The following is a 26,231-nucleotide window of genomic DNA, read 5'->3' as shown; positions in this document are numbered from 1 at the left end:
ACATGAGGAAATTTGGGAAAAGGGCGGGCTTACTCTCAATAATCCTTGTGCTGGCACTGTTTACTGTTTCTTCCGGTTCGGACGGCGCCGATGCCGGTGATGTCTTGAGCCTGTCTCTTGAAGAGGCCGTGGACCTGGCCCTGAAAAACAACCCGGCGGTGGGGCTTTCGCAGCTGGCGGTGGAAAAGGCCGAGCTGAAGCAAAAGGAGCTGCAGTATCAGGAAAGGAAGGCTGAGGAGAAGGAGGAAGAGTACGGTATCAGTCTAAACAAGGATTTCGATTACAAATATCAGATGGAGCTTGGCAAAAAAGCAGCGGATATGGAGTTGAAGTTGTCCCAGCTCGGGGTGGAGGCCACCGGAAGGAACATCCGGTTCGGAGTCGAGGCCGCATATTACGCGGCCCTGGCAGCCCGCGACAGGCTTCAGATCGCCGGCGACAGCCTGAAGAGAGCCATGGAAATGGAAAGGATTGCAAAGGCCCTGTACGACAGCGGTTCGGCAGCCAAAAAGGACCTTCTGGACGCCAGGGTAAAGGTGGCTTCGGCGGAAGCCGAACTGAAGAAAGCGGAGGCTGAGAAGGAAAAAGCGTATATAGACCTGAAAAAGCTTTTAAAAGTTGATATGGAAAGAGGGATTGAGCTTTCGGAGGCCTTTGAGTTCAAAGCGGCGGAAAAGGAAATCAACCTGGCTGAGCTCCTTCAGCAGGCCCGGGAAAGGAGGATTGACGTCGTCCGAGCCCGGGAGCAGATGGAACTGGCCCGGCTGGATTTCGACATGACCAAAAAGGTTTACCCCTCCAATACTTTCAAATACAAGGAAAAGGAGTACGCCTTAAAGGAGGCGGAACTGAACTATGAAGAGGCTCTCAGCCGCGCGGAGCAGGAAGTGAGGAAGGCCTACTTGGATTACATAGTTGCGGCGGCCAGCATTCCGGTGCTCGACAGGTCTTTAGAGATGGCCGAAGAGAGTTACCGCCTTGCGAAGCTCAGCTACGAGGCGGGGCTCGTAAGAGGTGTTGACCTGATGCAAGCGGAGGAAGCTCTAAAACAGGCGAAGCTTCAGAAGGCCCAGGCCATCTACGCCTATAACCTGGCCAGGTTAAACCTGGATAATGTGGTATACATGAGCGTCAACCGGTAGGCCTGAAAGAGAGGTGAAAGAAAAAAGATGGGGAAGGAAGACCTCGGTACGGACCGGAAGAGGGAGCGCTACGAGTCGATAATAAAGGCCGCCGGGGAACTTTTTACCCGCAAGGGCTTTCACGAGACGAAGATGGAGGAAATCGCAGAATTAGCGGGTATAGGGAAGGGAACGGTTTACGAATACTTCCGCAGCAAAAAGGAGCTTTTTTTCGATGTCATAAAGTACTGCACTTCAAACTTTCTAGACGACTTTAAATCCGCAGCGGCAAAAGGCAAGGGCTACCGCGAAAGGCTGGACAATGCCCTGAGCGTACTCGTAAGGTACTTCCGGGAGTCTTCAAGCTTCTTCAAGCTGATGATAAAAGACCACAGGCACATAGATGAAAAGCTCTATGAATGGCTGGTAGATGTGAAGAGAACGACCGCAAAGATAGTACAGGATATCCTGGAAGAAGGCATGAAAGCGGGGGAATTAAAGCCCGTGACGCCGGTAATCCCCGCCCTGATGCTGCTGGAATCGTGCCACCTGGTGCTTTTCAGTGAGCTTTTTCCGGAGGACGGATACGACCCGGAGAGTATAAAGATGACGGTTATCGATATTGTTCTGAACGGCATCAGGGTGACATCTTCCCCCGAATGAAATCGGGGACTCGCCGTGGAATGGAAGAATTACTCGCCGGTTATCGTCATGCATTTAATAAAAGAATGATTTTACAGTACAATCAAAATTGTGTTGATTTTACCCCTGGCATCTGATAGGATGTTATCGGGGTTATTTTTTTATCCATATACTGAAATCGAAGTGAACGGCTAATAAGGGGGTGATATATTGCCGCTGATAGAACTCAGGGGCATAACCAGGCAGTACCGCAACGGCAAGGTACTTATAAACGCCCTTAACGATATAACCCTCGCGGTGGGAGAGGGAGAATTCCTTTCCGTAATGGGGCCTTCGGGATCGGGGAAATCCACGCTTTTGAACATAATCGGATGCCTCGACAGGCCGACCGCCGGCGAGTACCTGTTGAACGGCATGAGGGTTGAGAGGTTGAGCGATGACAGGCTTTCTGAGATCAGAAATCGCTACATAGGGTTTGTCTTTCAGAGCTTTCACCTGCTGCCGGGCCTGGATGCCATGGGAAATGCGGAGCTTCCCCTCATATACAGGGGCGTTGGTACGGCGGAAAGGAGAAGGCGCGTGAGAGAAGCCCTTGAAGCCGTAGGGCTTTCGGACCGGATTCACCACAGGCCCTCCGAGCTTTCTGGCGGGGAACAGCAGAGGGTGGCGATCGCGAGAGCTCTGGCCCAGGAACCGGTGCTTATTCTGGCGGATGAGCCCACCGGTTCCCTGGATTCAAAAACGGGCCGGACGATCATGGAGCTGTTCCAGAAGCTGAACTCGGAAAGGGGTATCACGATTATAATGGTCACCCATGACCGGGACATGGCCCGTTACGGGCACCGCATAGTGAAGCTCCTCGACGGGAGGATAAAAGAAGAGGAGTTGGTGGGTTGATATAAACCGGCAGGTGTCCGGTGGCTGGCTGTCGTAATCGTGGAATCGATGATTTAGAGGTAAGGAGGGGTCTTTACAGTGCACAGAAAAATTTTAGCCGTCATTGCCGTTGTGGCTGTGGTGGTAGTAGGCGGTTTTTACGCCTTTAAAAGCCTTATGCCTCCCCCAAAAGAAGCCGGTACGGGGCCCGTATACTCGACGGCAAAAGTAATAAGAGGGGACATAAGCGTCGGTGTGGAAACTTCAGGGCCGCTCAATCCCAACAGGGGCGGTGGAATTATGGTGCCGTACAATATGGAAGCGCAGGGGGGACCTGCTAGTTACATAATAGAGGAAGTGCTGGTGAAGGAAGGGGATGGGGTAAAGGCGGGGCAGCCTCTGGTCAGGCTGAGGGCTCCCGGTCTCCAGGGTGAGATCGAGTCCCTGGAACAGCAGCTGGAGACTGCGAAAAAGTCGCTGGCCGCCAAATTAAACGTGGAGCCCCATGAGATATACGGAGTGGACCCCTCCGCCGGTATAACTTTAAGGGCCCCGGTGGACGGGAGGGTAATAGGCCTTAAGGTAAAAGAAGGTGCGGAGATTAAGCAGGGAGACATCGTGGCCCGGGTGGTGGACGACTCCAAATTCAGGATTACGGCCAGGCTGAACCCCGGGGAGTTCGAGATAGCAAAAGACTGCCGCAAGGCGTTTTTGAGGTTTAATCAGTTTGAGGGAGTAGTAGAGGGGAAGATAACGGATATAAATACCGAGCCGGTGGTTGAGCCTTCGCCCGGCAGCGGTGAAGGGAGCGAGGGCGGCGATGCGCTTTACCAGTACGTCTACTATATGACGATAGAGGGTGACAACCCCGGGCTGGTGCAGCCGGGGATGACAGTTCAGGTGGGAGTAGCAAAGGGCGAAAATACCCGGCCTGAAGATCCTGAGGTTCTCTGGCTGCGCTTCCCGACCCAGGTGGAAGGGTATTCCGTGGAGGAGACAATCACAAGCACCGTCGAGGCCCGGGTGACGAAGGTCCACGTCAAGGACAGGAACCGGGTTAAGAAGGGCGATGCAGTAATTTCCCTCACCGGTTCCGATGTAAGCGATATGCTGGAAGAGGAGTTGGAAAAGGTCCGCGAACTCGAGGATAAGCTCAGGCGGCTGTACGGCCAGTACGAGCTTCTCGAAATCAAATCCCCCATGGACGGTGTGGTGGCTAACATAAACGCTCAGCCCGGCAGGACGGTACAGGCGGGTGAGTGGCTGGGCCACATCTACAACGCCGAAGACATGCAGATGTGGGCCCAGGTGGATGACGTGGACGTGCTCATGGTCAAGCAGGGATCTCCCGTCAAAGTCACGGTAGACGCCCTCCCGGGCAAGGTATTTGAGGGCAAAGTCATGCACGTGGCCACGATGGGAAAGGATATGAGCGGAGTTACCAGATTTGAGGTTTCCATAAACGTGAAGGGCACGCCGGAACTGCGGCCGGGGATGCAGGCCAGGGCGTACATAGAGGCCGGCAGCGCAAGCGGCGTTCTGCTCGTGCCGGTGGAAGCTGTGTTCGAAGAGGACGGCCAGCCTATGGTGGAGGTGCTGCAGCCCGAAGGAACCACAAAAGTTGTCCGCGTTGAGCTGGGACTGATGAACGACCGATATGCGGAGATAAAAAGTGGCTTAGAAGAAGGATGGGCGGTGGTAACCGGCAGCAGTGCCGACATACTGCCCGGACAGCGGATTAAATCGAACGAGATACTGCCCGGGACCGGCGGCCAGCAGGAGAACGGTGAGGGGCAGGGTGACGGCGGCAGCCCCCAGGGTAAGGGGAACTGAGGGGGGATGGCGGTGAGATTTATTGATTCGTGGCGGTCTTTCTGGGTGCGGTTCATTTTCGGTGCCCAGATGGCATGGCACGGGGTTGCGGTCAACCCCCTCCGCTCCGGCCTCACTGTACTGGGGGTGGCCATAGGCGTCGCGTCGGTTATAAGCCTCATGGGTATAGGTGAAGGGGCGCGCCTGGCCGTAGTGCGGCAGTTTAAGAGCCTGGGTTCCAACGTAATCGTGATTAAGGCCCACGACGTGAAAGCCGAGTTTCAGCCCGAGGAGGCCCGGGAGTTGCTGGAGAGGGTTTCCGGGCTCGAGTACGCATCCCCGGTGGCCCGGACCAACGCCGTCATGAAGTGGCGCAGGGCCAGGGGACAGGTGGATATACTGGGTGTGAGCAGCGATTTCCCGCAGCTTCGCGACCATAAACTCGTATCCGGCAGGTTCTTTACCCCATGGCATGTGGAACAGCGGTCATCCGTAGCCGTCCTCGGTTACAACATAGGTGCGGGCCTGTTGGGGGGCAGAAGTCCCGTGGGGCAGACGTTTACGCTGAACGGGCAGACCTTCAGAATCGTGGGCGTGCTGGAGAAAAAAGGCGAAGGTCATGGGGAAGGCATCGACGATAAACTAATAATACCGTACACCACGGCCTTGAAGATCGCGGGGAAAAGTACGGTCGATGAAATTTGGGTCAAAGCCGAATCGGCTAAGGCGGCGGACCTTGCAATAGCCCAGATGGGGCGAATTTACAGGAGAAAGCTGGGACTTGACAACAAAGCTCCTGTTTCCGCCGGCGGGGGCGAGAAACAGGGAGAAACGCCCGGCCAAGGGTCCGAAATGGGAAAACCTGTCGAACCCCAGCCCGCGCCGGGTCCCGAAACTCCCGGGGAAGACAGCCGGCCGGGCCTGGAACTGGGCAAAGACATAATTACAATTACAAATCTCAATACGCTGGTAAAAGAGGCCGACAAGGCCAACAGGGTCATGACGCTGCTTTTGGGGGGAATAGCGGCTGTATCCCTCCTGGTCGGGGGCCTCGGTATAATGAACATAATGCTGGTGGCGGTAACCGAGAGGACCGGCGAAATAGGCGTGAGGAGGGCGCTTGGGGCGAAGCGCTCCGACCTCCTGACGCAGTTCCTGCTGGAAGCCCTTTACCTGAGCGGTATGGGGGCGGCGGCGGGCACCTTTGCCGGACTCTGGGGTGTGGGTTTATTCAACCGGTACGGGCTCACAGCCGTCGTCAGCCTGGAAGCGGTAAAAGTTGCGGTGATGGTGGCCCTGGGCTGCGGCCTGCTCTTCGGCGTATATCCGGCGTGGACGGCCGCTTCGGTGCCGCCGGTGGAAGCCCTGAGAAGATAAGAAAAGCTCCTTTACGGAGCTTTTCTTATATATTCCAGTACCAGATCGATAAATCGATTGAAGTCTAACAGCTCATTTGCCGCTAATTCGTATACCCTTTCCGCAGATACCTGTTCGTAACCGTGCACTACTCTGTTCCTGAAGCCGACCATCTGGCTGAAAGTTAAAAAATCTCTTTCGGTTATTAGATTATTTTCCAGAAGAATTCCGAGACCGTCTCTTGCGTCAACGGGAGCTTTTTTAAAATGTTTAGCGCAGATGTGGTAAGTGATATCGATCATGGCCTCGATAGCGGTTTGAAGGGAGTATTTAAGGCCTTTAATGAGCCAGGAGTCTTTTAGAATTTCCTCCCTGCTTTTATTTTTTATTAAAGAATCTATTTCACTGATTTGTTCTTTGATGAAAGCTATTTTTCTTGAAATAATTTCATTTTGTGACATTATATACTCACTCCCGTTATGATTTGAAGGGCCTTTTTATATCTCGGATATACATCTCGATATCTCCGGCTGATAGATTCTATAACTTCCGAAACAACTTCATCATTTTTTATCAAAAGAGGAACACCGTGCCGTAAAATTTCGAAAGCAAGGATTGTATTTACGTGCCTTACAGAAATCAGGTCAAAGGGATGTCCGTCGAAATTTCTCAATGCGAGATATAGTTTTTCTAGAAAAAGGGCAAGCTCTTTTTCAGATTTTACCGCACCGGGTACCAGTATTATACCCAAATCTATGTCGCTGTCAGGTCTCATTTTATCAATAGCGGAACCAAAAAGATATACCCCAGCGATTTCATCGAATTGGCCGAGCTTTTCTTCAATATAAATTTTCAACTTCTCCCTGTCAATTTGGATCAGGTCCAATGGCATTTTCTCACTTCCTTTTGCCCGGTATGGCAAAACTCCTAAACAAAATTCTATTATAACAAATAAGCAAGTCAAGACAAAGTTTAGTACATTGACGTCGAAAAGACCTGTCCTTTAAAATTTTTGTAGATGTCTAATATAAAACGGCAAAGGGCGGGAGCACGCGCTGAGGAAAATACATATAAATACATAAAGGAGATGATGTCAATGGCGCTGCTCTGGCTTTCAGGAATAATATCCTACCTTATATGCAGCTTATTTGTAATAAGGAAGCGCACGGTGGGCCGCTATATCCTTGATTTTGCCAAAGGATACCTCACCATGTGGCTGTCGGGTATGTACCTTCATTCCGGAGTTTCCTATCTTTTCGCTTCGGTTGGGGCGCTTATGGGGCATACCAGGCCTCTTTTTTATAAATTCGACGGAGAAACCACGGAGGCCCTGGCGCTTGGAGTGATCACCTTCATGTCGCCGGTCTTCGGGCTAATTTTACTGTTTTTCTTCCTGCTCCTTAAATTTCTCTTTAACGATTATGACAATGCGGTTTTCGCTGCCTCCTTTTTAATACCCGTGCTTGCGTTCAGCTTTTTCAAGAGCGATTCCTTTATAATAATATCGCTTTTGATATTCGGCAACCTGGCCGTGCAGTACTGGCCTCCGGCTTTGGAAAAGCGGTTAAAACCTACGGTTTTTACCCGGACGGCTTTTGCTTTATTGCTGTTCTTTTTGCTGATGCTGGCCTTTTTTAACAAATACGTATACAAAGGTTTCGGCGTGCAGAAGGATATAATACGGCGCGGCCCCGACCAATTCAAATACGTGGCGATAACCTTCGACGACGGCCCGGACCCCGTATATACTACTCAGATATTAGACATATTAAAAGAAAAGAAAGTCCCCGCCACGTTTTTTCTGATCGGGAAAAATGCGGAGCAGTACCCTGATGTCGCAAGGAGGATAGCAAAAGAAGGACATTCCATAGGCAACCACACTTATTCCCACAGGAGCCTAATACCGCTTTCTGCCAAGGCTACCCGGGAAGAGATTAAAAAAGCCGAAGAGGCCATAAAAAAGGCGACCGGTGTAAGGACAACACTTTTCAGGCCACCCAGGGGTATCTATTCGTCATACTCCAGAAAGTTTTTAAAGGAAGAACGCTACACGATTGTACTCTGGGATGTGTCCGCTATGGACTGGGCCGAACTGCCGCCCAATAAAATAGTTTCCGGCGTGGTAAACCGGGTGAAACCGGGCTCGATAATACTGTTTCACGACAGCGGCGACCTGGTGACCTTCAAAGGCGGCGACAGAACGAGTACCGTCAGGGCCCTTCCGGTTGTGATCGATGAGCTGAGGGCCAGGGGGTACGAATTCGTGACCGTTGACCAGATGATCTTCCTCTCAGAACTTATGAGGACGGAGGAGCAGGTTGATGAAAATAATAGCGGCGGAGATCAAACACATTGAGGCTGTGGTGGATATCTTCTGCGCAGCGTTTCATAAAAGTATAACTTTTTTTACACCTATGAGTTCCGCCGTCAAAGAGGCTTTCCGCGACTTTTTCGCCCTGCTGCGGGACACTTTCGACGGTGGGTTCATGGTGGCCGTCGACGGCAACGAGGTCTTAGGATATATAGTCATGGCCGACGACATAAAAAAGCTGTGGCTGAGGGCAATCTTTTCCGGCTTTCTCTTCAAGATATTTTCAAAGGCCATTCGCGGAATATACGGCGTAGGCTTATCGACAATTTACAGGGTGGTGCTTAACAAGCTCTGTTACGTGAGATTCGAGGCTACCAGCAAGCCCTCGGCCCAGCTGCTTTCCATAGCGGTTTCTCCAAAGTGCCAAGGCAGGGGCATCGGGCAAAAGCTTCTCCAGGCGGGAATAAACTACCTTTCTTCCTTAGGGATCCGGCGGATCAAGCTGGAGGTAAGGCCCGACAACGCTCCGGCTGTGAGGCTCTATGAAAAGTACGGTTTCAAACCGGTCGGAAGAACCAGGGACCTTCAGGGTGATTGGTTGATAATGGTAAAGGAGCTATAAAAGGGTTTATTCTCATTCTATCTATAATTTTTCTATTAATTTCTTGCTTTTATCGATAACGGAAGTTAATAAATCTGCAACCTGGTTTTTATGGGCTTCTTCTTTTAAATAATCAAAATCTATCTTCTTAAAGTGCAATGCCATAATTTTTATCGCCCACTCTTCATCATCAGTGCTATGCCAAAACTTTGCCGCCAATAACCTGTCTATTATCAGATCTTCGATACCGATTATATAAGCTTCCATATTATCTATTTCGACTGTGATAACTCTATCTGTTGATCCTGCAAGGTATTCATCGGGAACTTCAATAGCAAGATCCATCTCTTCATTGTACCAATGCCTTTCTCCTGGTCTTCTGGTAAAACCCAGCTTTTCAAAAACTTCTTTTGCGTGCTCTCTGCCTCTTATTACTAGATCGATATCTTTTGTCGCATAACCTCCAAGAGTATAAAATTCTAATGCTCTGCCACCAACAAGGATAGGCTTGATATTTTTGATTTTCAAGGCTTCAGTTATAATTGCCGTAATTTTTAATGCCTTCTTCAAACTGTTGTGTTCATCTGCAATAGACTTTAAGTGCCGCTTCAAAAATTTTTCATCCAATCTAATCTGTACCTCCTCGGGGCGATTTCGCTAATGGCACCGGTCTTTAACGCCCTCTGCCACCTTTTATAATCGAGTAGAAAAAGGACGAAGGTTTCCTCGGGATCGCGGGGTTTTCGCTTTACTTTTTTTCCGGGGGTTTGTTCAGATTCCATCAGGCTGTATATTTTAAAAGAATCTTTTTGTAACTGTTTTATATAATCATCGAAGATTATTCTTTCGCTCATAAACCATCCCTCTTCTCATATTCCTATTATATCAAAAATATTCTTGAAAAAAAGTTTAACCGGTAGTAATTTATAATTGAATGTTTCGTGAAAGGTATGAGAGGCAAATGTCGAATAAAGATCTGCCAAAAGGCGGCCGTCAAGCGGGCTTGGTCCTTATTACGGTAGTATTTGTAGTCTCAGTACTGTCCCTGCTTGGGGTCGCCATCCTGGAAATGATGACTGCCGAGCTCAAAAAGGCCGCGTATTTCAAAGAAAGCGCAAAAGCATATTACCTGGCGGAAGCGGGAATCCACAAAACCCTCACCGCTTTAAAAAAAGACCCGGATCACAGGCCCAATGGAGCCGAAAGCCTGGGAGACGGGTCTTTTGAGGTTTCGGTGGAGGAAATTAGCCCCGGCAGGTTGAAAGTAACATCGCAGGGTGCGGCGGGCCGGGCGAAGGAAAAGCTCACGGTGACCGTGGAAGTCGTAGCCGGCAAAGAGGAGATAAATTTGAAAGTAATTTCCTGGAAGCAGGAAGGTAAGGAGGAGCTCTGAAGCGTTTAAACGCCGGGCTCCTCTTCCGTGGGTTCTTTGATAAGGAACGAAATCAGGTATGCGGCAAGAAACAGAGCGGTGCTGGCAAAGAATGAAAAGGCAAGCCCAAAACGATCGCCCATTATGCCGCCGAGGATTGACCCGAATACAAGGCCTATGGACATTATTCCGTTATAGACTCCGAAGGAACTCCCCTGACTACCGCTGCCACCGGCTTTCGCTATGAGCACGTTCCCCGAAATGGTCATGGCTGCGTTGAAAAACCCGAATATAAACCTCAAGATCAACAAAGACGTTACAGAGGCGGCCAGCCCCTGTAGGGCGGTAAGGATAGAGCTGCCTATGAGAGACCACCGGTAAAGGGATGTGAGGGGGATGTCCGTCATCCTCCCGATAAAGGGCGAAGCGATGGCCGTGGAAACCCCTATAATAGAGAACACCAAGCCGGTATAAAACTCCGCATTCTGCGGGGCTATATTTCTCATTACCAGGTTCAACGTCGGAAGTATAGCCATTAGGGCGGCCTGAGTAAAAAGCCCGGTCATGAACACAAGGGTGAGCTGCCGGTTTTTAAAAGTCTCGATGATGCTGTCTTTAATCGAGCCCTCCGCTTTTTGTGAACGGGGCGGTTCTTTTATCCTGGTGACGTAGGGCAGCGATCCGGCGATGATGAGTAGAAATCCGGAGAAAGCAAGGCTGCCCCTCATTCCGAAGACTTTTGCGGTCAGACCCCCGATCATCGGACCGGTAATGGCCCCCACGGCGGATGCGGTGTTGACCATGCCCAGGTTCTGGTTGAGCCTGTCCGGCCTGCTGGTGGAAGCTACCAGGCTTATCGACGCCGGTATGTATCCCGAAAGAGCCCCGTTTAAAGCCCTGAGCAAAAGGAGCTGGATGTGGTTCTTGGATGCGGCCAGTAAAAAATACACTACCCCCATACCGAGGCCAGCCCGGGCCATCATCGGCTTTTTGCCGTAACGGTCCGAGATGGCACCCCATACGGGGGCCATGATCCCAAAAACTACCGATTGTACGGAAAATATGAGACTCGACCAGAAGGATATGTTAGATTTCAGGCCCAGCTCAATAAGGAGCGACGGGAGAAAGGGTGTGATCGATGAAAAGGCTATCTGGGCGATGAACACACCGATCGAGATGAGGAAAAGGTTGCGGTCATCGAGCGAAAATCGAAATAAATGCATTTGAAATTCCTCCCGCCATATATTATACTATATTAGTTCATTAATTCAATGAAAATAATAAGTTTAGCATAAAAGCTTTATATGACCGAATACACCTTAAAGAAGGTTTTCTCTATCAAAGACAATTCTTAAGAGCGAAATCGGTACATTATGCCTCTTTGTAATGTGCCATAGTTTCGTTCAATAGCTTTTTATTTCTGGGCAGGTTATCCCAGGGCAAAGAAGAGATGTCAAAAAGCAAAGAAGTGTAATTAGAAAGCTGATCCAAAACAACTACAGGCATAGAACCAATTGCAGGATGATAAAAGCAGCGATAAAACTTCAACGCCTCAACAGGAGTCATTCCATTCATGTTTTTGCCAAAATGCGGCCGCCTGTAGTTGAAATATAGTATCCAATTTTGAGCCATCTTTAGGAATGAAGTCCTTGAAGTTACTTTTTTCAAGTTTAAAGCGTAAAACTCCTCATCATCAGTGCGGTGAGAGCGTTCAACGAAGCAATTTGTTTCCTTATTCCTTTCCGGGATATTAAGCAAAGATACGTTCCAATGATCGAAAATAAGTTTTTGAATGAGTTTTCTTTTACGAGAGCCGGCACTGCCTCCGAACTCTGCTCCATTGTCTGTTTGAAAGAAGAGTTGATGTTTTACACCGAAGGCTCTAAGCCAGGCTGCCACAAGCAGCATGAAAGTCAACCCATTTTTAAAATCGAGAGAATCGGCATACGCAATAAAGCGCAACCTTGTTTTAATATCAATAGCAGTGAACTGAAAAGGAGGCAGCTTATTTTTGAAAATAGATGCATAAGCTTCGGGAGGCAAAGCCGATTGATCGGCGATATGTTTTGCATCGATCTGCCAGAGCTGCAAAGGTTCGAAGGCGGAGAAATCTGTAGCAAATCGGCGGGAGCCGGTAAGCGTCTTGTGTTTACGGCAGTGTATACCGTAACGTCTTCTAATATTTCGAATAGTAAAAGGGGAAAGTTGAATATTGAAGGTATTTTTAATGAACAATGCCAGCCTTTTAGAGCCCAGATTAGTTTCTTTTGCCAGAGTAACGACCAAATTTTCGATGTGCTCCGGAGTTCTGTTAGGCATGCGGAATTTAGGTCCTCGTTTTTTGATACAGGCCGATATATCCCCATTAGAAAGCCTGAAACGCTCTCTTAATTTATACACCCATCTTGGAGTAACACCCAAGATTTTAGCGGTTTCTTTAACGGAATGAGACTCAAGTAAAGAGATAGTGATTTGAGCAACAGCCTGGGGATTACCCGAAGCTTTAAGTTTTTGGTATAATGTCATTGGGTGGGATCCCTCCTTAGTGGGTTTCTGTTGTTCCATATCCATAATACCCCAGGGATACCCACCCTTTGCAATGTCTTTTTCACTTTAATAAAGTAGTGTGAACGAAACTGTGGCTCATCTACATACATTATGCCTCTTCCGGTTGACAATAGACCTTCAATATGCTATACTTTGAATTGCCATCGGACGGAGGGGTGTCCGAGTGGTTTAAGGAGCTGGTCTTGAAAACCAGTGCCCCAAAAGGGCCGGGGGTTCGAATCCCTCCCCCTCTGCCAGAATACCCGGGGAGAGATGGCCGAGAAGGTCGAAGGCGGTCGCCTGCTAAGCGACTATACGGACCTAAAATCCGTATCGCGGGTTCGAATCCCGCTCTCTCCGCCATACGTGCGCCTGTAGCTCAACTGGATAGAGCGTCTGACTACGGATCAGAAGGTTGTGGGTTCGACTCCTGCCAGGCGCACCAGAGATTCTTTCAAAATATGCGCCCGTAGCTCAGGAGGATAGAGCAGCGGTTTCCTAAACCGCGTGCCGGGGGTTCGAGTCCTCCCGGGCGCACCATTCTTTTTAAAAGGGATTAAAAATAATGCAGGAAAAAGACCACGAATTCTTCATGCGCGAAGCCCTGAAGGAGGCACGGAAGGCCTTTGAGCAGGACGAAGTGCCCGTCGGGGCGGTAATCGCGTACGAAGGCAGTATCATCGCCCGAGCACATAACCTCAGGGAGCGGAGCCAGGACGCCACCGCTCACGCGGAGGTGCTCGCAATAAAAGCCGCGTGCGAGGCCATGGGCACCTGGAGGCTCACAGGCTGCAGCCTTTACGTGACGCTGGAGCCTTGCCCCATGTGCGCCGGAGCCATTATACTGGCCAGGCTTGACAGGGTGGTGTTCGGTGCACCGGATCCAAAAGCCGGTGCTGCGGGCAGCGTGGTGGACCTTTTTAAAGTCGAAAGGTTCAACCACCATCCGGAAGTTGTTTCCGGTGTGCTCGCCGAAGAATGCGGCATTCTATTGAAAGATTTTTTCAGGCAAAAAAGATTATAATCAGGTGGAGAGATGGCCGAGAGGTCGAAGGCGCTCGCCTCGAAAGCGAGTAGGCGGTAATCCCGCCTCGTGAGTTCGAATCTCACTCTCTCCGCCATCAAAAAAAGCGTGGAGAGATGGCTGAGTGGTCGAAGGCGCTCGACTGGAAATCGAGTAGACGGGGAAAATCCCCGTCTCGCGGGTTCGAATCCCGCTCTCTCCGCCATTTTATTTTTTGTCCACATGACCACATTCCATGATTACTACTGAGTTAAGAAAGGGAGTGTGGTCTTTTTGTTTAGTGTAGGGAGAAATAGTAAAATATGTGCTTTTAAAAGAGCTTATAAAAAGAAAAGAATTGAAGAGTTTGTTGAACAGTTTAACATGGAATGTGAAATTAAAAATTTATCAAATATTTAATAAGTTCATGAAGGATGTTAAGCAACAGATTAAAGACCCGTATTTTGACCCTTACTCAATTCTAAGATGTAAATTCCGTGAAATGAACATTTTTTAATACTGCACCAGAGTATTATATTTACGTAAAAAGAGATAAAAGATTTTCCTATATTACCTTTTATCATTTAGAATCGCCAAAACATAAGCAGGTCCTTTTACAATATCATTGATTTTACCTAGGCCATCAACTTTTTAATACTCATCATCCTATACACCCGTTTTCCACCTTAAAAATTCGTGTTTATAGAAAAAATTTTTTATCCCGGGATTAAATTAATAACAAATGTGTTATAATTATAATACAATATAGTGTGAATTTAACATATAAGTTAGGAGGGATTATATGAATAACAGCTTTCTCAAAAGTCTTGGGGAAAGACTCCAAGAAGCGAGAAAGAAATGCGGTTTGACACAGGACCAGGTTGCCAAAATCCTCGGGATAAACAAGGTCCAGTTATCCTATTATGAAACTGGGGCGAGGGAAATCAACATTACCCTATTACAGGAATTGGCCAATTTATATGGGTATTCGATCGATTATTTCCTCGGTAATGAGGATAAAAAAGAACCAGAGGTAGAAATAGCCTTCAGAGCCGATGAGTTCTGCGAAGAAGATTTAGAAACCATTGCTTTTGCCAAGACCTTTTTGCGTAATCTATGTGAGATGAGGGAACTCATGGGGAGGTGAGGAAATGAATTATGATGAAATAAAATTAAAGGCAGCAGAAACAAGAAAAAATCTTGGGATTGGTCAATATGACAGGGTGGATATATTCAGGGTGTTAAAAGACATCGAAAATGTTTCCCTGATAATAACAAAAATAAAGGGAAATATTTCAGGCTTTTTTATGCGTAATAAAAAGGCTGGGCTTGTTGTCATAAATTCCAGCAGAAGCCTGGGACACCAATATTTCACGGCTGCACACGAGTATTATCATATAAAGTACGACATTGGTATGTCGGGAAGGGTCTGCCCTATTAATAAATTTGAAGAAGATTACCAAAACGAACGCGACGCCAACCATTTTGCGGCTCATCTGCTGGTTCCAGACGATGCCCTTGAGTATATGATACTAAAAAGGACTAAAGGAAAGCCGATTACCCTGAACGATATAATATTTCTAGAAAATTACTTCCAGGTAAGCCATAAACTAATGCTTATCCGCCTGAAAAGTATCGGAGCGATTACCAGTAGACAATATGAAGCTATGGAGAAAAATATAATTAAGAACGCCGCCCAGCTTGGTTACAAAACCGACCTGTATCGTAATACAGAAGATAAGGGAACACAAATTTATTCTGATTACGCAGAACTTGCCCAGACTCTTTTGGACAGCGGTAGAATAACTTATGGGAAATACGAAGAATTGCTTTTAGAAGGAGGCTTTGCAGATATTCTATACGGGGATAATGAAGAATTGGAGGGTGTGGAAAATGCATTTGAAGATGCCGATAGTTTTTGACAACGACTGCATTGCTTCATTTTCATGGATTAATCGATTGGACATAATCAACACCCTCTTCCGAGGACAAATCATTATCCCCCAAGCCGTTTACAACGAGTTAGCCTATATGAAAAAAACAAAATTTTATTATGTATTTGAAAATATCGAACGTGAAGTAGAGTCCAAAAATTTTACTGTTAAAGACATTGGCATTACGGATCCGTATTTGAAGGAGTATTTACGATTAATTGCCATGGATAATCCTAAAAAGATTGGAAAAGGTGAGGCAGCTGCTATAGTTTTAGCAAAATCACTGAACGGCACTTTAGCCAGCAACAATTTAAGTGATGTCTTACCCTATATCAAGGACAACCAGCCGCCTTTAATTTGTACAGAGCATATTTTATATTATTACTGGAAAGCCAATTACATAACAGTCAAAGAAGGACAAGCCATATGGCAATCCATGAAAGATAAAAAGAGAAAACTTCCCATTTATAATTTCGATTATGTGATAACAAAATTTAATACCCAATCTGAATTATTGATATAATCATTATTGTCATTGATAATTATTTGTCATGCAGGGGAAAATTTTTATACAAAAAAAGGAATCGAGTTTAAATATATGGTAGAAAGTGATGCAGTTATTACTGACAGGACGAATTATAAATTGCAAAAAAGCGACTTTAGTAAAGCTTTCAAAATGATGCCTACCGATGGCCCCGGTCAAATTAGCAATATTGTAAGAGGGTCCGCTTATATCTGGGCAATGCTAAATGATCAAAGAATTAATATGGGCAACTAAGATTTTTTGAAAACGGTAGTTGTAGGCGACTTTTTTATTTGCTTGACTTAAGCACTAGCAATTTGAAATATACAATAGAGTATAAGATTATTTGCATTAGCTGGGAACTTATTTGCCTTGCTATTTTTTATTAAAGATAGTATAATAAACTTCGAAGGTCGTATAGACTAACTAAAGAGTTAATTTTATATCTGCAGAAAAATTTGGCCGTGCTAGACGGGGAGGTAGCGGTGCCCTGTACCCACAAGCCGCTGTAGTGGGGTCGAATTCCCTCCCGAGGTTTTCTCCCTGTGGGGTCCGGCCATGACAAGTGGCGACGATGGCCGGGTCCCGCGCAATGGAAACTTCCGAACCCCGCCAGGTCCGGGAGGAAGCAACGGTAAGGAAGCCCTTCCATGTGCCGCGGGGCAGCCTGGTCGGAGCTAACTATCATGGTAACGCCCGGAGGGAAAAATCGACGGAGGGTGCACGGCCAAAATTTTTAGCCGCCGTAACTTTCCGGCGGCCTTTAAAATATATAAGGAAATTGCGGGGGAGATTTCCCATGGCGTACGTGGCCCTATACAGGAGGTACAGGCCCAGGGATTTCGACGAAATCGTAGGCCAGGAAGCCATTGTCAGGACATTAAAAAACCAGATCAGAACCGGGAAAATTGGTCACGCCTACCTTTTTTGCGGTATGAGGGGCACCGGTAAGACCAGCACCGCGAGGGTTTTCGCCAAAGCTCTGAATTGCGAACAGGGCCCCACCGATACCCCCTGCAACCGGTGCAGGAACTGCCTTGCCATCAACGAAGGCGGCATGATTGACGTCATCGAGATGGATGCGGCTTCAAACCGGGGCATCGACGACATACGCACCCTCAGAGAAAGTGTTAATTTCCCTCCTTCCGAAGGACGGTACAGGGTATACATAATCGACGAGGTGCATATGCTCACCACCGAAGCCTTCAACGCCCTCCTGAAAACCCTCGAGGAGCCGCCGGAGCACGTAGTGTTCATTCTTGCCACCACCGAACCCAACAAACTCCCGTCTACCATCCTTTCCCGCTGCATGAGGTTTGATTTCAGGAGGGTACAGACCAGAGAACTGGTGTCCCACCTGAAGAGGATTTCGGCGGAAAACGGCGTCGAGGCTGAAGACAAAGCCCTCGCCCTCATAGCCAGGAGCTCGCAGGGGTCCATGCGCGATGCCCTTAGCCTGTTGGACAAGGCGTTGGCCTTTGGCGGTGATAAGCTCACCTACCGGGATGCCCTTTCGCTCTTCGGAGCGGTGGGCGACGACCTGTTCTTCGAGATTTCGCGGGCGGTAAAGCAGAGGGCTCCCGGCAGGATCCTCGATATCATCGAGGAAGTTGTAGGCCTTGGGAAGGACCTTTTGCGCTTCACCGACGACTTGATGGGATTTTACAGAAATTTGCTCATGGTTTCCATAGGCGCCGACAGGAACCTGGTGGACGTAACCGACGAGGAATACGGGGAACTTGAGGCCCTTGCAAAAAGTTATTCCCGAGAAGAAATCCTAAACATACTGGACCTTTTAAAAACGGCCTCCAACGACGTCCGGTGGGCGTCACAGCCCCGAACAGTGTTGGAAGCCGCAATGGTAAAGCTGGCTCTGCCGGAGCTCTGGACCGGCGAAACGGCGCCGGCGGCCCGGATTAAGGCCCTGGAGGAGAGGGTTGAGGAGTTGGAAAAAAGGCTGGAGGGGTTTTCCGGTAGCTCTCCCGCCTATGAAGCACAAAAACCCGACACCGGCGGCGCATCCGCTGGCTCCCAGGCCGAAAACCCTGTAACCGGCGGTGTGCCGGCAAGGACCGAGGTATCCCGGGAAGTGACGCCCGAAAGGGCCAGTGCCCGTCAAACGAAAAGCGGGGAGGTCCGGCGCGAAAATCCCGGGAAAGAACTGCTGGAATTAAAGGAAAAATGGCCCCGGGTGTTAGAGGAACTTGCAAAGAAGGGGAAGATGACCGTGGTCAACGTCATGGAGGCCTGCCGGGTCGAACCCGTGGAACTTCAAAAGGGCAACTTGTTCCTTTCCTTCGAGGGGTTTGACGGCCAAAAAGCTTTAATAGAAATTCAAAAAAATATAATAGAGGAAGCGATAAAAAATATAACGGGCATGGAGATTGCCGTAAAGGGGTTTAGAAAGGCCGAGGAGGCTGCGAGCCGGGATTCAAAGGATGTCTCCGATGAGGAGTTCATCAGGAGCGCCATCGAGTTATTCGGTGAGGACCTGGTTGAAATTGACGATAATTAATCGGATAGGAGGTAGGTTTTCATGAAAAATTTCGGTGGTATGGGCAATATGAGCAAGCTCATGAAGCAGGTGCAGAAAGTGCAGGAGGACATGGCCAAGCTTCAGGAGGAGCTAAAAGAGAGGACCGTGGAAGCCACTGCTGGCGGCGGTGTGGTAAAAGCGGTGGCCAACGGCAGGAAGGAGCTTTTAGAAATTAAAATCCAGCCGGAGGCCGTTGACCCCGACGACGTGGAAATGCTTGAAGACCTCATCCTGGCTGCCGTCAACGAAGCCCTGCAGAAGGCCGAGGAGATGGTGACTAAAGAAATGAGCAAGCTCACCGGGGGCCTGGGCATACCGGGGCTGTTCTAAGGAAGGATTGACATGGGGTATTACGCGGAACCGATTGCACGGCTCATCGAAGAATTGTCCCGCCTCCCGGGCATAGGCCCCAAGACCGCCCAGCGACTGGCTTTCTACATCCTGAAAATGCCTGCCGACAGGGCGGCAAGACTTGTTCAGGCTATAGCCGGCGCCCGGGAATCCATCGTATACTGTTCCGTTTGCGGCAACTTCACCGATGTGGACCCGTGCAGTATATGCAATGCGCCCCACCGGGACAGGAACACAATTATGGTGGTGGAAGACCCCAAGGACGTGGTCGCCATAGAAAAGACCAGGGATTATAAGGGTCTCTATCACGTGCTGCACGGGGTGATATCGCCCCTGGAGGGCATAGGCCCCGATGATATAAGGATAAAGGAACTGCTGGCGCGGGTGGCTTCCGGCGTGAAGGAAGTCATCATCGCCACAAACCCCGACGTGGAGGGCGAGGCAACAGCCCTTTACATCGCCAGGCTCCTTAAACCCCTGGGGTTGAAGGTAACCCGCATAGCCCACGGAATCCCAATGGGGGGAGACCTGGACTACGCCGACGAGATAACCCTGGCGAAAGCCTTGGAAGGCCGCAGGGAACTGTAGCCAAAAAATAAACTTTTTCATTGTTACAAAAAGTTCTTTCAAAGAAATTAAAGTTGATTCAGGAAACATGGTTTATTAGGGCAAAGGAATGTCCTGTAGACCATGTTTTTTATTTTCCTCTTTATCCTATTCCCTAAAACAATTTTATTTTCTTTTTTGACTGCCAGTTATGGAACTTAAAAGGAATAGGCCTAAAACGATAATGATATTTACCCTCCGCAGGTGCCGAAGGAAGCCATTATAGACCTTGGTGGCACAGAACATGGCGTCTCTTAGAACCGCTGAGTCGGCATGGATCTGGGCTTTGAGTGTCATCGGAGGCAATATTACATTGTGGAAGAGGATGTAAATAGCAAGGCGAGGGGGCGCGTATCCCAAAAGAATTGAGAGGGTTACTGCCCCTTGTACTCCCCCAAATCATTTTAAAACTGAAATCGCGCTGTAGATGAGGAGCAATGCCATCGCTATATTAAAGGGTTTTCTGTACTCGCTTAAAAACTTTTGAAAAACGGCACCGAAAAGCGCCCAGCAAGAGGTCGACAGAAAGCCTACAAATGCAAGGAAAATAGAAAACAAAAAAAGTGTCGTATTGGATTTATAATATGGTATTATAAAATTTGAAGTTACGGTTATCCCGTACAATATTACTTTTGGATTGATAAACTGCATGAGCATTCCGTTTAAAAATGTGCTCATGCTATCTCGGGGAGAATCATTTTCATCAGAATTGCTTTTCAGTATTTTTATAGCCAGATAAATAATGTAGCTTGATCCGAGCAATTTCATGAATACTCCAACTTTGGGCATTAAATTAAAAAGTAACAGGTTGAGATAATTGCACAGCAGCATGATTATGGCAAAGCCCGTGGTAACACCTAAAATAAAGTTAAGCGCTTTCTTAAATCCGAATTGGTTTCCGTTGGTCATAGCCATGATGTTGTTTGGTCCAGGGGTGAAAGTAGTTACAAATACGTAGGATAAGAATGCGGTTAGATTAGGCATTTTTTTACCCCCTTGATATAAGATGATCTTTCCCGTGAAGATTAATTAGAGGGATATATTTCGCCACAGGGTGGGGGGAATTCCTTTTAACTGCTCCCAAAAAATTTGTACAGGAGTGCTTCGGGGAGGTAAAAAATATAAAAAAACCTGCGGCCCATCGCCTGAATAAAACTGATAAAACTGGTTAAAATTTCAAAAGAGGTGATGGGTCGTGAGGAAAGAGGCTATAGCCCGGTTACTGGCGGAAATCTCATCTTTTCTAATGGAAGAGGAAGAAGGAACAATAAAGCCTGCTGAGTTTTCGCTGAGCGACGAGGTTGAGAAAGCGCACCGGGAACTGATTTCGGCGGAAAGATACTTCCAGAGCGTCACGGACCCCGAACTGGTAGATCATGCCATATACACCATGGAGGCGGCAAGAAGGAAGTACAATTACCTTTTGAAAAAAGCTAGGGAGCAGGGAATAACCCACCAAAACTCGTAATAAAAATGTACAAAAAGCCAGGGGGGAGTCTTGTGCAGCTCGATATCGGAGCAATAGTGGCCTACGCCTTCGGTCTTTTAATGCTTTACGTGATAGGAAGGGTTTTGCTAGGGCCAATCAAAATTGTGCTCAACCTGCTATATAATGCTGTCATAGGTGGGATAATCCTGGTGCTGTTAAATTTTATGGGCAGCTACGTGGGCCTCCACATCGCTATCAACCCGGTGACCGCCCTCACTGTAGGATTTCTCGGTGTTCCGGGAATAATACTTCTTATAGTACTGAAAAATATATTGTGATTGCCGCCTGTGATTGTCACGACCCCTTCGTTCGGAAGGGTTTTTTTATTGTTACAGCTTAGCTTGACTGCCAATCATTACTCTGTTATAATCTAATTGAGATTACTGTATCAATTGATACTAACGCTTATAACAACGTTTTATGCGCCTGTTATATATAATGAACTAGTTTGTATTATAAAAGAACACATATACAGTATTATGTATTATAACAGATATTTCTAATTATTAGAAGGGAGGAAATTAAATGGCAAAGGTGATGGAAATCCGCTGGCATGCTAGAGGCGGCCAGGGGGCAAAGACGGCGGCTCTTATGTTGGCCGAATCGGTAGCAGCAATGGGCAAGTACGTCCAGGGCTTTCCAGAGTACGGACCCGAAAGAATGGGCGCTCCCATGCTGGCTTTTAACAGGATCAGCGACGAACCCATTTACATTCACTCCAACGTTATAAACCCCAATGTTGTAATAGTGCTGGATCCCACCCTGATAGGAAAAGCCAAGATAACCGAAGGGGTGCCGGAGGACGGTATCTACATCATCAACACCACCAAGACCCCCGCGGAAGTAAGGGAGATGCTGGATATAAAGGGTGGCAAGATTTATACCCTGGATGCCAACCAGATATCGCTGGATACCATAGGGAGGGCCATTCCCAATACTCCCATGATGGGAGCTTTTATCAGGGCGACGGGCATCATACCCTTCGACCAATTTATGAGCCACATAAAGGAACTGCTTTCCAAAAAGTTCAAGACAAAGCCCGAAGTTGTCGAGGGTAACCTTAAGGCGATAGAGAGGGCTTACCGGGAGGTGAAGGAGGAATGACGCCGTACAACCCCTTTAACAGAAATTTCGGTACAGGAACCAGGACCAAAGCCGTGCGCCCGGACATGAAGTGGCACGAACTGACCCGCGCGGGCAACATCTACGAACCTGGCAATGCCAACACCTACGAGACCGGTGACTGGAGATCCAGAAGACCCGTGTGGAACAAAGATAGATGCATACACTGCCTTATGTGCTGGAGATACTGCCCCGATGCTTCCGTCATAGCCAAGGACGGCAAGTTTGAGACCTTTGACTACAAGCACTGCAAGGGATGCGGTATCTGTGCCAAGGTGTGTCCCGTCAACGCCATTGACATGTTCCCCGAGGACGAAATCAAGAAGGTAAAGGAGGCGAACAAGGATGAAAACTAAGGTGGCGCTTACCGGGAATGAAGCGGTTGCCCAGGCTATGAAGCAGATTAACCCCGACGTGGTGGCCGCGTACCCGATAACCCCCCAGACCGAAATTGTACAGATATTTTCTTCCTTCGTGGCCAACGGAGAAGTAGACACCGAATTTATAGCCGTTGAAAGCGAGCACAGCGCCATGAGCGCCGCCGTAGGCGCCTCCGCCGCCGGAACCAGGGCCATGACCGCCACTTCCAGTCAGGGTCTGGCGTATATGTTCGAGGTTGTCTACATTGCGGCTTCGCTGAGGCTACCCATAGTGTTTCCGGTGGTCAACCGCGCGCTGAGCGGCCCCATCAACATCCACTGCGACCATAGCGATGCCATGGGTCTCAGGGATTCCGGCGTAATACAGCTCTTCTCCGAGAACGCCCAGGAAGCCTACGATAATATGATCCAGGCAGTGCGCATAGCCGAACATCCTGACGTTCGCCTGCCGGTAATGGTCAATATGGACGGCTTCATCACCAGCCATGCCATGGACGTGCTGGAAGTGATTGATGACGAGACCGTGAGGAACTTCGTTGGCACCTATGTGCCCGAAGATTACCTGCTGAACGCTGAAAATCCCATTTCCATGGGCAACTTCGACATGTACGACTTTTACTTCGAGCACAAGCGCCAGCAGGTGGAGGCCATGAAAGCGGCCAAGGAAGTTATAAAGGAAATCGGTAAGGAATTCGGCAGGATTTCCGGCAGGGAATACGGCCTTGTAGAATCATATAAATTGGACGATGCCGATGTAGCGGTGGTGGTACTCAATTCGGCAGCCGGTACCGCCAAGGGTGTTGCCGACGAACTCAGGGCGAAGGGCATAAAAGCTGGCGTATTGAAGCCCAGGGTATACAGGCCCTTCCCGCATGAAGAAATTCGGGAGGCTTTAAAGGGTATAAAAGCAGTAGCGGTGATGGATAGGGCCGAGACCTTCTCTACCTGCGGCGGTCCCATGTTTGCAGATATAAGGAATGCGCTTTACGACCTGAAGAACGATATAAAGGTTGTAAACTACGTATACGGCCTCGGCGGAAGGGACCTGAGGCTGGAACACGTGGAACAGGTATTTGAAGAACTGGAGAACATCAGGAAGACCGGCAGAGTCGATGAGACCGTCAAATACCTGGGTCTGAGAGAATAGGAGGTGTCAAGATGGCGACATTGAAAGAGCTCTCTAAGGTTCAAGAGAGATTTGTCGGAGGCCATAGGCTCTGCGCCGGTTGCGGCCACGGCATTTCGGTAAGGATGATATTGAATGCGGTTGAGGACGCCAACGTGGTCGTGGGATGCGCCACGGGATGCCTCGAAGTAGCCAGCACCATTTACCCGTACACGGCCTGGAACTGCTCCTTCATCCACAACGCCTTTGAAAACGCCGGCGCCACCATCAGCGGCGTGGAAGCGGCTTACAGGGCTTTGAAGAAGAGGGGCAGGATAGACAGGGACTTCAAGATCATCGCCTTCGGCGGTGACGGTGGAACTTACGACATCGGCCTGCAGTCCCTTTCCGGCGCCATGGAAAGGGGTCACAATATAGTCTACGTCTGCCTGAACAACGAGGCTTACATGAACACCGGTATCCAGCGCTCCAGCGCCACACCGGTAGGAGCCGATACCACGACGAGCCCGGCAGGCAAGGTCATACCCGGTAAGCAGCAGCCGAGAAAGGACCTGACCGCCATCATGGCGGCCCACAACATTCCCTATGCGGCCCAGACGGCCATCCACAGCTGGCAGGATGTGCACAAAAAGGCAAAGAAAGCTGTAGAAGTCGAGGGGCCAGCGTTCATCAACGTGCTTTCACCCTGCCCGCGCGGCTGGCGTTACAACACGGAGGATATTGTAGAGATAACGAGACTCGCCGTTGAGACCAGATTCTGGCCGCTTTTTGAAGTGGAAAACGGCAAGTGGAAGCTGAACTACAAGCCCAAGAAGTACGTCCCCGTAGAGGAGTTCCTTAAACCCCAGGGTAGGTTCAGGCACCTTTTCAAACCCGGTAACGAACACGTAATAAAAGCCATACAGGAAGAAATCGACAGAAGGTGGCTTGCGCTCCTGGAGCGGTGCGGGGAAACCCCGGAACTCCCTCCGAGATAAAGAAATAATCCCTCGCGGATGATCCGCGGGGGTTTTTTTTATAACGTTTTTCCAACAAAATTAATATTATTTTATTTAAGAAGCCAAAAGCTCCTGAAGGGAGGGGAGAAAATGCTTAAAAAACAGTACAGGTTCGGACTTGTGCTCAGCGGAGGAGGACTGAGAGGCGCTGTACACCTGGGGATTTTGAAAGCCCTCATGAAAAACGGCTTTTATCCGGATATCCTGGCAGGCACCAGCGCCGGAAGCATCGCTGCGGCCTTTTACGCCTGCGAAGTCGACATCGATTGGTTTGCGAGCCGGGTAAGTTCCCTAAAACCCTGGAGGTTGCTGGATCCTACCTTCCCGCCGGCGGCTGTTTTCACCTTAGTGTATTACTTCTGGACCCGGCGGCGGCCTATGGTCATGCGGAAATGGCCCGATGGGCTTTTCAATGGAGACAAAATAGAAAAGTATCTGGATCGGCTTTTCGGCGGCAGGACGTTCGATGACCTTAGAGTGCCTATCTCGGTGGTGAGCGCGGACGTAGAGACGGGTGAGACCGTGGTCTTCTGTCCCAGGGAAAATATCCCTATGGGGGGCATGAGAAACACGGTTTTCATAAGCGACGCCCCGGTTTCCGCCGCCGTCAGGGCCAGCATTTCGCTTCCCGGCATCTTCGTTCCCAAGCGGTTGGCCGGCAGAAAACTGGTGGACGGCGGCATCAAGAACAATGTGCCCGTGGACGTGCTCTATCACCAGGGCGCCCTGAAGATCCTGGCGGTGGACCTGGGACGGAGTACCGGCAGGCGCCGGGTGGATACTGCAATGGATGTGCTGATGGCGTCGGTGGATATAATGGGTGACGAGCTTTGCTACTATATACAAAAGGAATATCCTGCCTTTTACGTCTACCCGCAGGTGCAGGGGGTAGGGTACACGGATTTTTACAGGATACCCGAATTGATAAAGTTCGGTGAGGATTTTGCGAGCAGAAATATGAATGAAATTGAAAAGTTTCTGTGTAGTTAAATTGTGGTAAAAAAAGAATCGGCTTTTAATATTCCATGTAAGCCGAACTAAAGAGCAGGTCTTCTAGATATTCCTGGATCTTCCGGGTTGCGTCTTCACTGTCTGTTATCTTTTTATCTTCAGAAGTCATACCTGCAACCTCCTATTGTATAATTGTATACATGTATCTTATGCTATATTATACACTTGTGCGCCTTGTCCGGTCAATACCAAAAAATGATAATATAACATGGCTTCTCGATAGCGGCCGTAAACTCACAGGGTCGCGGGTTGAGCATAAGCTGCACTGAAGGGGAGAAAATAAAGGTGGGTGGAAATAACTGTTGACTTTTAACGATGGCTGGTATATATTTAGGCTGAAATAAAAATAATAATTGTTACTGAGGATATTTAAAGGAGGTGCAAGGTGTGGCTGTCTGGAAGTGCAGTGCCTGTGGCTTCGAGAAGGAAGGCCGCTGCAAGCCCAAGAAATGCCCGCAGTGCGAAGCCAAGGATACTTTTGTGAAAGTTGAGAACCCCAAGGAGGAAAAATAAT

The 26,231-nt window shown here is 48.8% G+C and carries 30 protein-coding genes, 6 tRNA genes and 1 other RNA gene; 30 read left to right on the top strand and 7 right to left on the bottom strand.

Going from position 1 to position 26,231, the window contains the following annotated elements; all coding sequences use genetic code 11:
- Positions 1–2 precede the first annotated feature (2 nt).
- The 5 genes from TOCE_RS10945 to TOCE_RS10925 all read left to right on the top strand — a co-directional run bounded on the left by TOCE_RS10945 (position 3) and on the right by TOCE_RS10925 (position 5,828).
- Positions 3–1,142 (top strand): TolC family protein, encoded by a 1,140-nt coding sequence (locus TOCE_RS10945; protein WP_013276888.1) that lies wholly within the window; start codon positions 3–5, stop codon positions 1,140–1,142.
- Positions 1,143–1,169: 27 nt separating this feature from the next.
- Positions 1,170–1,784 (top strand): TetR/AcrR family transcriptional regulator, encoded by a 615-nt coding sequence (locus TOCE_RS11770; RefSeq protein WP_013276887.1) that lies wholly within the window; start codon positions 1,170–1,172, stop codon positions 1,782–1,784.
- Between the two features lie 189 nt (positions 1,785–1,973).
- Complete coding sequence (locus TOCE_RS10935) at positions 1,974–2,660, top strand: ABC transporter ATP-binding protein (protein ID WP_013276886.1); 687 nt, start codon at positions 1,974–1,976, stop codon at positions 2,658–2,660.
- Between the two features lie 78 nt (positions 2,661–2,738).
- Positions 2,739–4,472 carry an efflux RND transporter periplasmic adaptor subunit gene (locus tag TOCE_RS10930; RefSeq protein ID WP_013276885.1) on the top strand — a complete coding sequence of 578 codons (1,734 nt, stop codon included), beginning with the start codon at positions 2,739–2,741 and terminating at the stop codon, positions 4,470–4,472.
- A gap of 12 nt (positions 4,473–4,484) precedes the next feature.
- Positions 4,485–5,828, top strand: coding sequence for an ABC transporter permease (locus TOCE_RS10925; protein ID WP_245523126.1), 1,344 nt, complete (start codon positions 4,485–4,487; stop codon positions 5,826–5,828).
- A gap of 11 nt (positions 5,829–5,839) precedes the next feature.
- Here the strand turns inward: TOCE_RS10925 and hepT are convergent, their stop codons facing one another.
- The gene (gene hepT / locus TOCE_RS10920) at positions 5,840–6,268 is read right to left on the bottom strand and encodes a type VII toxin-antitoxin system HepT family RNase toxin (protein WP_013276883.1); all 429 of its coding nucleotides are present in this window, start codon (positions 6,266–6,268) and stop codon (positions 5,840–5,842) included.
- Positions 6,268–6,699 carry a nucleotidyltransferase domain-containing protein gene (locus TOCE_RS10915; RefSeq protein ID WP_013276882.1) on the bottom strand — a complete coding sequence of 144 codons (432 nt, stop codon included), beginning with the start codon at positions 6,697–6,699 and terminating at the stop codon, positions 6,268–6,270. The genes hepT and TOCE_RS10915 overlap by 1 nt, the downstream gene beginning before the upstream one ends.
- Positions 6,700–6,903: 204 nt before the next feature.
- Here TOCE_RS10915 and TOCE_RS10910 point away from each other — a divergent pair, with 204 nt between their 5' ends.
- On the top strand, positions 6,904–8,163 hold the full coding sequence (locus tag TOCE_RS10910; protein WP_013276881.1) for a glycerol-3-phosphate acyltransferase: 1,260 nt from the start codon (positions 6,904–6,906) through the stop codon (positions 8,161–8,163).
- Entirely contained in the window at positions 8,129–8,740 is a 612-nt protein-coding gene (locus tag TOCE_RS10905) for a GNAT family N-acetyltransferase (RefSeq protein ID WP_013276880.1), read from the top strand. Before TOCE_RS10910 ends, TOCE_RS10905 begins: the two co-directional genes overlap by 35 nt.
- Positions 8,741–8,761: 21 nt before the next feature.
- Here the strand turns inward: TOCE_RS10905 and TOCE_RS10900 are convergent, their stop codons facing one another.
- Both TOCE_RS10900 and TOCE_RS10895 read right to left on the bottom strand, forming a co-directional pair.
- Complete coding sequence (locus TOCE_RS10900) at positions 8,762–9,346, bottom strand: DUF6036 family nucleotidyltransferase (RefSeq protein WP_013276879.1); 585 nt, start codon at positions 9,344–9,346, stop codon at positions 8,762–8,764.
- Entirely contained in the window at positions 9,328–9,573 is a 246-nt protein-coding gene (locus TOCE_RS10895; RefSeq protein ID WP_013276878.1) for a hypothetical protein, read from the bottom strand. The genes TOCE_RS10900 and TOCE_RS10895 overlap by 19 nt, the downstream gene beginning before the upstream one ends.
- 107 nt (positions 9,574–9,680) lie before the next feature.
- Between TOCE_RS10895 and TOCE_RS10890 the strand changes: the two genes are divergently transcribed.
- Positions 9,681–10,112, top strand: a complete 432-nt coding sequence (locus tag TOCE_RS10890) for a PilX N-terminal domain-containing pilus assembly protein (RefSeq protein ID WP_013276877.1) — start codon at positions 9,681–9,683, stop codon at positions 10,110–10,112.
- A 5-nt stretch (positions 10,113–10,117) separates the two neighbouring features.
- On the opposite strand, the gene TOCE_RS10885 is transcribed toward TOCE_RS10890, so the two are convergent.
- Positions 10,118–11,314, bottom strand: a complete 1,197-nt coding sequence (locus TOCE_RS10885) for an MFS transporter (protein ID WP_013276876.1) — start codon at positions 11,312–11,314, stop codon at positions 10,118–10,120.
- 148 nt (positions 11,315–11,462) lie between these two features.
- The gene (locus TOCE_RS10880) at positions 11,463–12,617 is read right to left on the bottom strand and encodes an integrase core domain-containing protein (protein WP_013276875.1); all 1,155 of its coding nucleotides are present in this window, start codon (positions 12,615–12,617) and stop codon (positions 11,463–11,465) included.
- 191 nt (positions 12,618–12,808) lie between these two features.
- Here TOCE_RS10880 and TOCE_RS10875 point away from each other — a divergent pair.
- The 14 genes from TOCE_RS10875 to recR all read left to right on the top strand — a co-directional run bounded on the left by TOCE_RS10875 (position 12,809) and on the right by recR (position 19,573).
- A tRNA-Ser gene (locus TOCE_RS10875) sits at positions 12,809–12,895 on the top strand.
- A 10-nt stretch (positions 12,896–12,905) separates the two neighbouring features.
- A tRNA-Ser gene (locus TOCE_RS10870) sits at positions 12,906–13,001 on the top strand.
- Positions 13,002–13,006: 5 nt separating this feature from the next.
- Positions 13,007–13,083 (top strand) — tRNA-Arg (locus tag TOCE_RS10865).
- 18 nt (positions 13,084–13,101) lie between these two features.
- Positions 13,102–13,178 (top strand) — tRNA-Arg (locus TOCE_RS10860).
- Between the two features lie 25 nt (positions 13,179–13,203).
- Positions 13,204–13,662: a tRNA adenosine(34) deaminase TadA gene (gene tadA / locus TOCE_RS10855; RefSeq protein ID WP_013276874.1), complete on the top strand. Its 459-nt coding sequence runs from the start codon at positions 13,204–13,206 to the stop codon at positions 13,660–13,662.
- 6 nt (positions 13,663–13,668) lie between these two features.
- Positions 13,669–13,759, top strand: a tRNA-Ser gene (locus tag TOCE_RS10850).
- Positions 13,760–13,772: 13 nt separating this feature from the next.
- A tRNA-Ser gene (locus tag TOCE_RS10845) sits at positions 13,773–13,867 on the top strand.
- A gap of 576 nt (positions 13,868–14,443) precedes the next feature.
- Positions 14,444–14,788: a helix-turn-helix domain-containing protein gene (locus TOCE_RS10835; RefSeq protein ID WP_013276873.1), complete on the top strand. Its 345-nt coding sequence runs from the start codon at positions 14,444–14,446 to the stop codon at positions 14,786–14,788.
- Positions 14,789–14,792: 4 nt separating this feature from the next.
- The gene (locus TOCE_RS10830; protein ID WP_013276872.1) at positions 14,793–15,563 is read left to right on the top strand and encodes an ImmA/IrrE family metallo-endopeptidase; all 771 of its coding nucleotides are present in this window, start codon (positions 14,793–14,795) and stop codon (positions 15,561–15,563) included.
- Positions 15,535–16,098, top strand: coding sequence for a PIN domain-containing protein (locus tag TOCE_RS10825; RefSeq protein ID WP_013276871.1), 564 nt, complete (start codon positions 15,535–15,537; stop codon positions 16,096–16,098). Before TOCE_RS10830 ends, TOCE_RS10825 begins: the two co-directional genes overlap by 29 nt.
- 462 nt (positions 16,099–16,560) lie before the next feature.
- An RNA gene (ffs, locus tag TOCE_RS12010) (signal recognition particle sRNA large type) lies at positions 16,561–16,825 on the top strand.
- 72 nt (positions 16,826–16,897) lie between these two features.
- On the top strand, positions 16,898–18,613 hold the full coding sequence (dnaX, locus tag TOCE_RS10815) for a DNA polymerase III subunit gamma/tau (protein ID WP_013276869.1): 1,716 nt from the start codon (positions 16,898–16,900) through the stop codon (positions 18,611–18,613).
- 21 nt (positions 18,614–18,634) lie between these two features.
- Complete coding sequence (locus TOCE_RS10810; RefSeq protein WP_013276868.1) at positions 18,635–18,964, top strand: YbaB/EbfC family nucleoid-associated protein; 330 nt, start codon at positions 18,635–18,637, stop codon at positions 18,962–18,964.
- Between the two features lie 12 nt (positions 18,965–18,976).
- Entirely contained in the window at positions 18,977–19,573 is a 597-nt protein-coding gene (gene recR / locus TOCE_RS10805) for a recombination mediator RecR (RefSeq protein ID WP_013276867.1), read from the top strand.
- A 417-nt stretch (positions 19,574–19,990) separates the two neighbouring features.
- Here recR and TOCE_RS10795 read toward each other — a convergent pair whose 3' ends face one another.
- Complete coding sequence (locus TOCE_RS10795; RefSeq protein WP_013276866.1) at positions 19,991–20,575, bottom strand: LysE family transporter; 585 nt, start codon at positions 20,573–20,575, stop codon at positions 19,991–19,993.
- A gap of 211 nt (positions 20,576–20,786) precedes the next feature.
- Between TOCE_RS10795 and TOCE_RS10790 the strand changes: the two genes are divergently transcribed.
- The 8 genes from TOCE_RS10790 to TOCE_RS10755 all read left to right on the top strand — a co-directional run bounded on the left by TOCE_RS10790 (position 20,787) and on the right by TOCE_RS10755 (position 26,230).
- The gene (locus TOCE_RS10790; RefSeq protein WP_013276865.1) at positions 20,787–21,059 is read left to right on the top strand and encodes a DUF2508 family protein; all 273 of its coding nucleotides are present in this window, start codon (positions 20,787–20,789) and stop codon (positions 21,057–21,059) included.
- A 32-nt stretch (positions 21,060–21,091) separates the two neighbouring features.
- A complete protein-coding gene (locus TOCE_RS10785) occupies positions 21,092–21,358 on the top strand; it encodes a pro-sigmaK processing inhibitor BofA family protein (RefSeq protein WP_013276864.1) in 267 nt (88 codons plus the stop codon).
- A 247-nt stretch (positions 21,359–21,605) separates the two neighbouring features.
- On the top strand, positions 21,606–22,184 hold the full coding sequence (locus tag TOCE_RS10780) for a 2-oxoacid:acceptor oxidoreductase subunit gamma family protein (protein WP_013276863.1): 579 nt from the start codon (positions 21,606–21,608) through the stop codon (positions 22,182–22,184).
- A complete protein-coding gene (locus TOCE_RS10775) occupies positions 22,181–22,558 on the top strand; it encodes a 4Fe-4S binding protein (RefSeq protein WP_013276862.1) in 378 nt (125 codons plus the stop codon). Before TOCE_RS10780 ends, TOCE_RS10775 begins: the two co-directional genes overlap by 4 nt.
- Positions 22,548–23,729, top strand: coding sequence for a 2-ketoisovalerate ferredoxin oxidoreductase subunit alpha (porA, locus tag TOCE_RS10770; RefSeq protein WP_013276861.1), 1,182 nt, complete (start codon positions 22,548–22,550; stop codon positions 23,727–23,729). Before TOCE_RS10775 ends, porA begins: the two co-directional genes overlap by 11 nt.
- A gap of 11 nt (positions 23,730–23,740) precedes the next feature.
- Positions 23,741–24,685, top strand: a complete 945-nt coding sequence (locus tag TOCE_RS10765; RefSeq protein ID WP_013276860.1) for a thiamine pyrophosphate-dependent enzyme — start codon at positions 23,741–23,743, stop codon at positions 24,683–24,685.
- Positions 24,686–24,796: 111 nt separating this feature from the next.
- Positions 24,797–25,696 (top strand): patatin-like phospholipase family protein, encoded by a 900-nt coding sequence (locus TOCE_RS10760; protein ID WP_013276859.1) that lies wholly within the window; start codon positions 24,797–24,799, stop codon positions 25,694–25,696.
- Positions 25,697–26,104: 408 nt separating this feature from the next.
- Entirely contained in the window at positions 26,105–26,230 is a 126-nt protein-coding gene (locus TOCE_RS10755; protein ID WP_013276857.1) for an RCKP-type rubredoxin-like domain-containing protein, read from the top strand.
- Position 26,231: the final 1 nt, after the last annotated feature.

This window comes from Thermosediminibacter oceani DSM 16646 (assembly GCF_000144645.1).
Lineage (GTDB): Bacteria > Bacillota > Thermosediminibacteria > Thermosediminibacterales > Thermosediminibacteraceae > Thermosediminibacter > Thermosediminibacter oceani.
This window is presented reverse-complemented; position numbering and strand designations above follow the sequence as displayed.

Bases quoted from the DNA above. Each gene is read 5' to 3' on its own strand.
- TOCE_RS10945 (WP_013276888.1), top strand. From the start codon at position 3: ATGAGGAAATTTGGGAAAAGGGCGGGCTTACTCTCAATAATCCTTGTG.
- TOCE_RS11770 (WP_013276887.1), top strand. From the start codon at position 1,170: ATGGGGAAGGAAGACCTCGGTACGGACCGGAAGAGGGAGCGCTACGAG.
- hepT (WP_013276883.1), bottom strand. From the start codon at position 6,268: ATGTCACAAAATGAAATTATTTCAAGAAAAATAGCTTTCATCAAAGAA.
- TOCE_RS10915 (WP_013276882.1), bottom strand. From the start codon at position 6,699: ATGCCATTGGACCTGATCCAAATTGACAGGGAGAAGTTGAAAATTTAT.
- TOCE_RS10910 (WP_013276881.1), top strand. From the start codon at position 6,904: ATGGCGCTGCTCTGGCTTTCAGGAATAATATCCTACCTTATATGCAGC.
- TOCE_RS10905 (WP_013276880.1), top strand. From the start codon at position 8,129: ATGAAAATAATAGCGGCGGAGATCAAACACATTGAGGCTGTGGTGGAT.
- TOCE_RS10895 (WP_013276878.1), bottom strand. From the start codon at position 9,573: ATGAGCGAAAGAATAATCTTCGATGATTATATAAAACAGTTACAAAAA.
- TOCE_RS10890 (WP_013276877.1), top strand. From the start codon at position 9,681: ATGTCGAATAAAGATCTGCCAAAAGGCGGCCGTCAAGCGGGCTTGGTC.
- TOCE_RS10885 (WP_013276876.1), bottom strand. From the start codon at position 11,314: ATGCATTTATTTCGATTTTCGCTCGATGACCGCAACCTTTTCCTCATC.
- TOCE_RS10880 (WP_013276875.1), bottom strand. From the start codon at position 12,617: ATGACATTATACCAAAAACTTAAAGCTTCGGGTAATCCCCAGGCTGTT.
- tadA (WP_013276874.1), top strand. From the start codon at position 13,204: ATGCAGGAAAAAGACCACGAATTCTTCATGCGCGAAGCCCTGAAGGAG.
- TOCE_RS10835 (WP_013276873.1), top strand. From the start codon at position 14,444: ATGAATAACAGCTTTCTCAAAAGTCTTGGGGAAAGACTCCAAGAAGCG.
- TOCE_RS10830 (WP_013276872.1), top strand. From the start codon at position 14,793: ATGAATTATGATGAAATAAAATTAAAGGCAGCAGAAACAAGAAAAAAT.
- TOCE_RS10825 (WP_013276871.1), top strand. From the start codon at position 15,535: ATGCATTTGAAGATGCCGATAGTTTTTGACAACGACTGCATTGCTTCA.
- dnaX (WP_013276869.1), top strand. From the start codon at position 16,898: ATGGCGTACGTGGCCCTATACAGGAGGTACAGGCCCAGGGATTTCGAC.
- TOCE_RS10810 (WP_013276868.1), top strand. From the start codon at position 18,635: ATGAAAAATTTCGGTGGTATGGGCAATATGAGCAAGCTCATGAAGCAG.
- recR (WP_013276867.1), top strand. From the start codon at position 18,977: ATGGGGTATTACGCGGAACCGATTGCACGGCTCATCGAAGAATTGTCC.
- TOCE_RS10795 (WP_013276866.1), bottom strand. From the start codon at position 20,575: ATGCCTAATCTAACCGCATTCTTATCCTACGTATTTGTAACTACTTTC.
- TOCE_RS10780 (WP_013276863.1), top strand. From the start codon at position 21,606: ATGGCAAAGGTGATGGAAATCCGCTGGCATGCTAGAGGCGGCCAGGGG.
- TOCE_RS10775 (WP_013276862.1), top strand. From the start codon at position 22,181: ATGACGCCGTACAACCCCTTTAACAGAAATTTCGGTACAGGAACCAGG.
- porA (WP_013276861.1), top strand. From the start codon at position 22,548: ATGAAAACTAAGGTGGCGCTTACCGGGAATGAAGCGGTTGCCCAGGCT.
- TOCE_RS10765 (WP_013276860.1), top strand. From the start codon at position 23,741: ATGGCGACATTGAAAGAGCTCTCTAAGGTTCAAGAGAGATTTGTCGGA.
- TOCE_RS10760 (WP_013276859.1), top strand. From the start codon at position 24,797: ATGCTTAAAAAACAGTACAGGTTCGGACTTGTGCTCAGCGGAGGAGGA.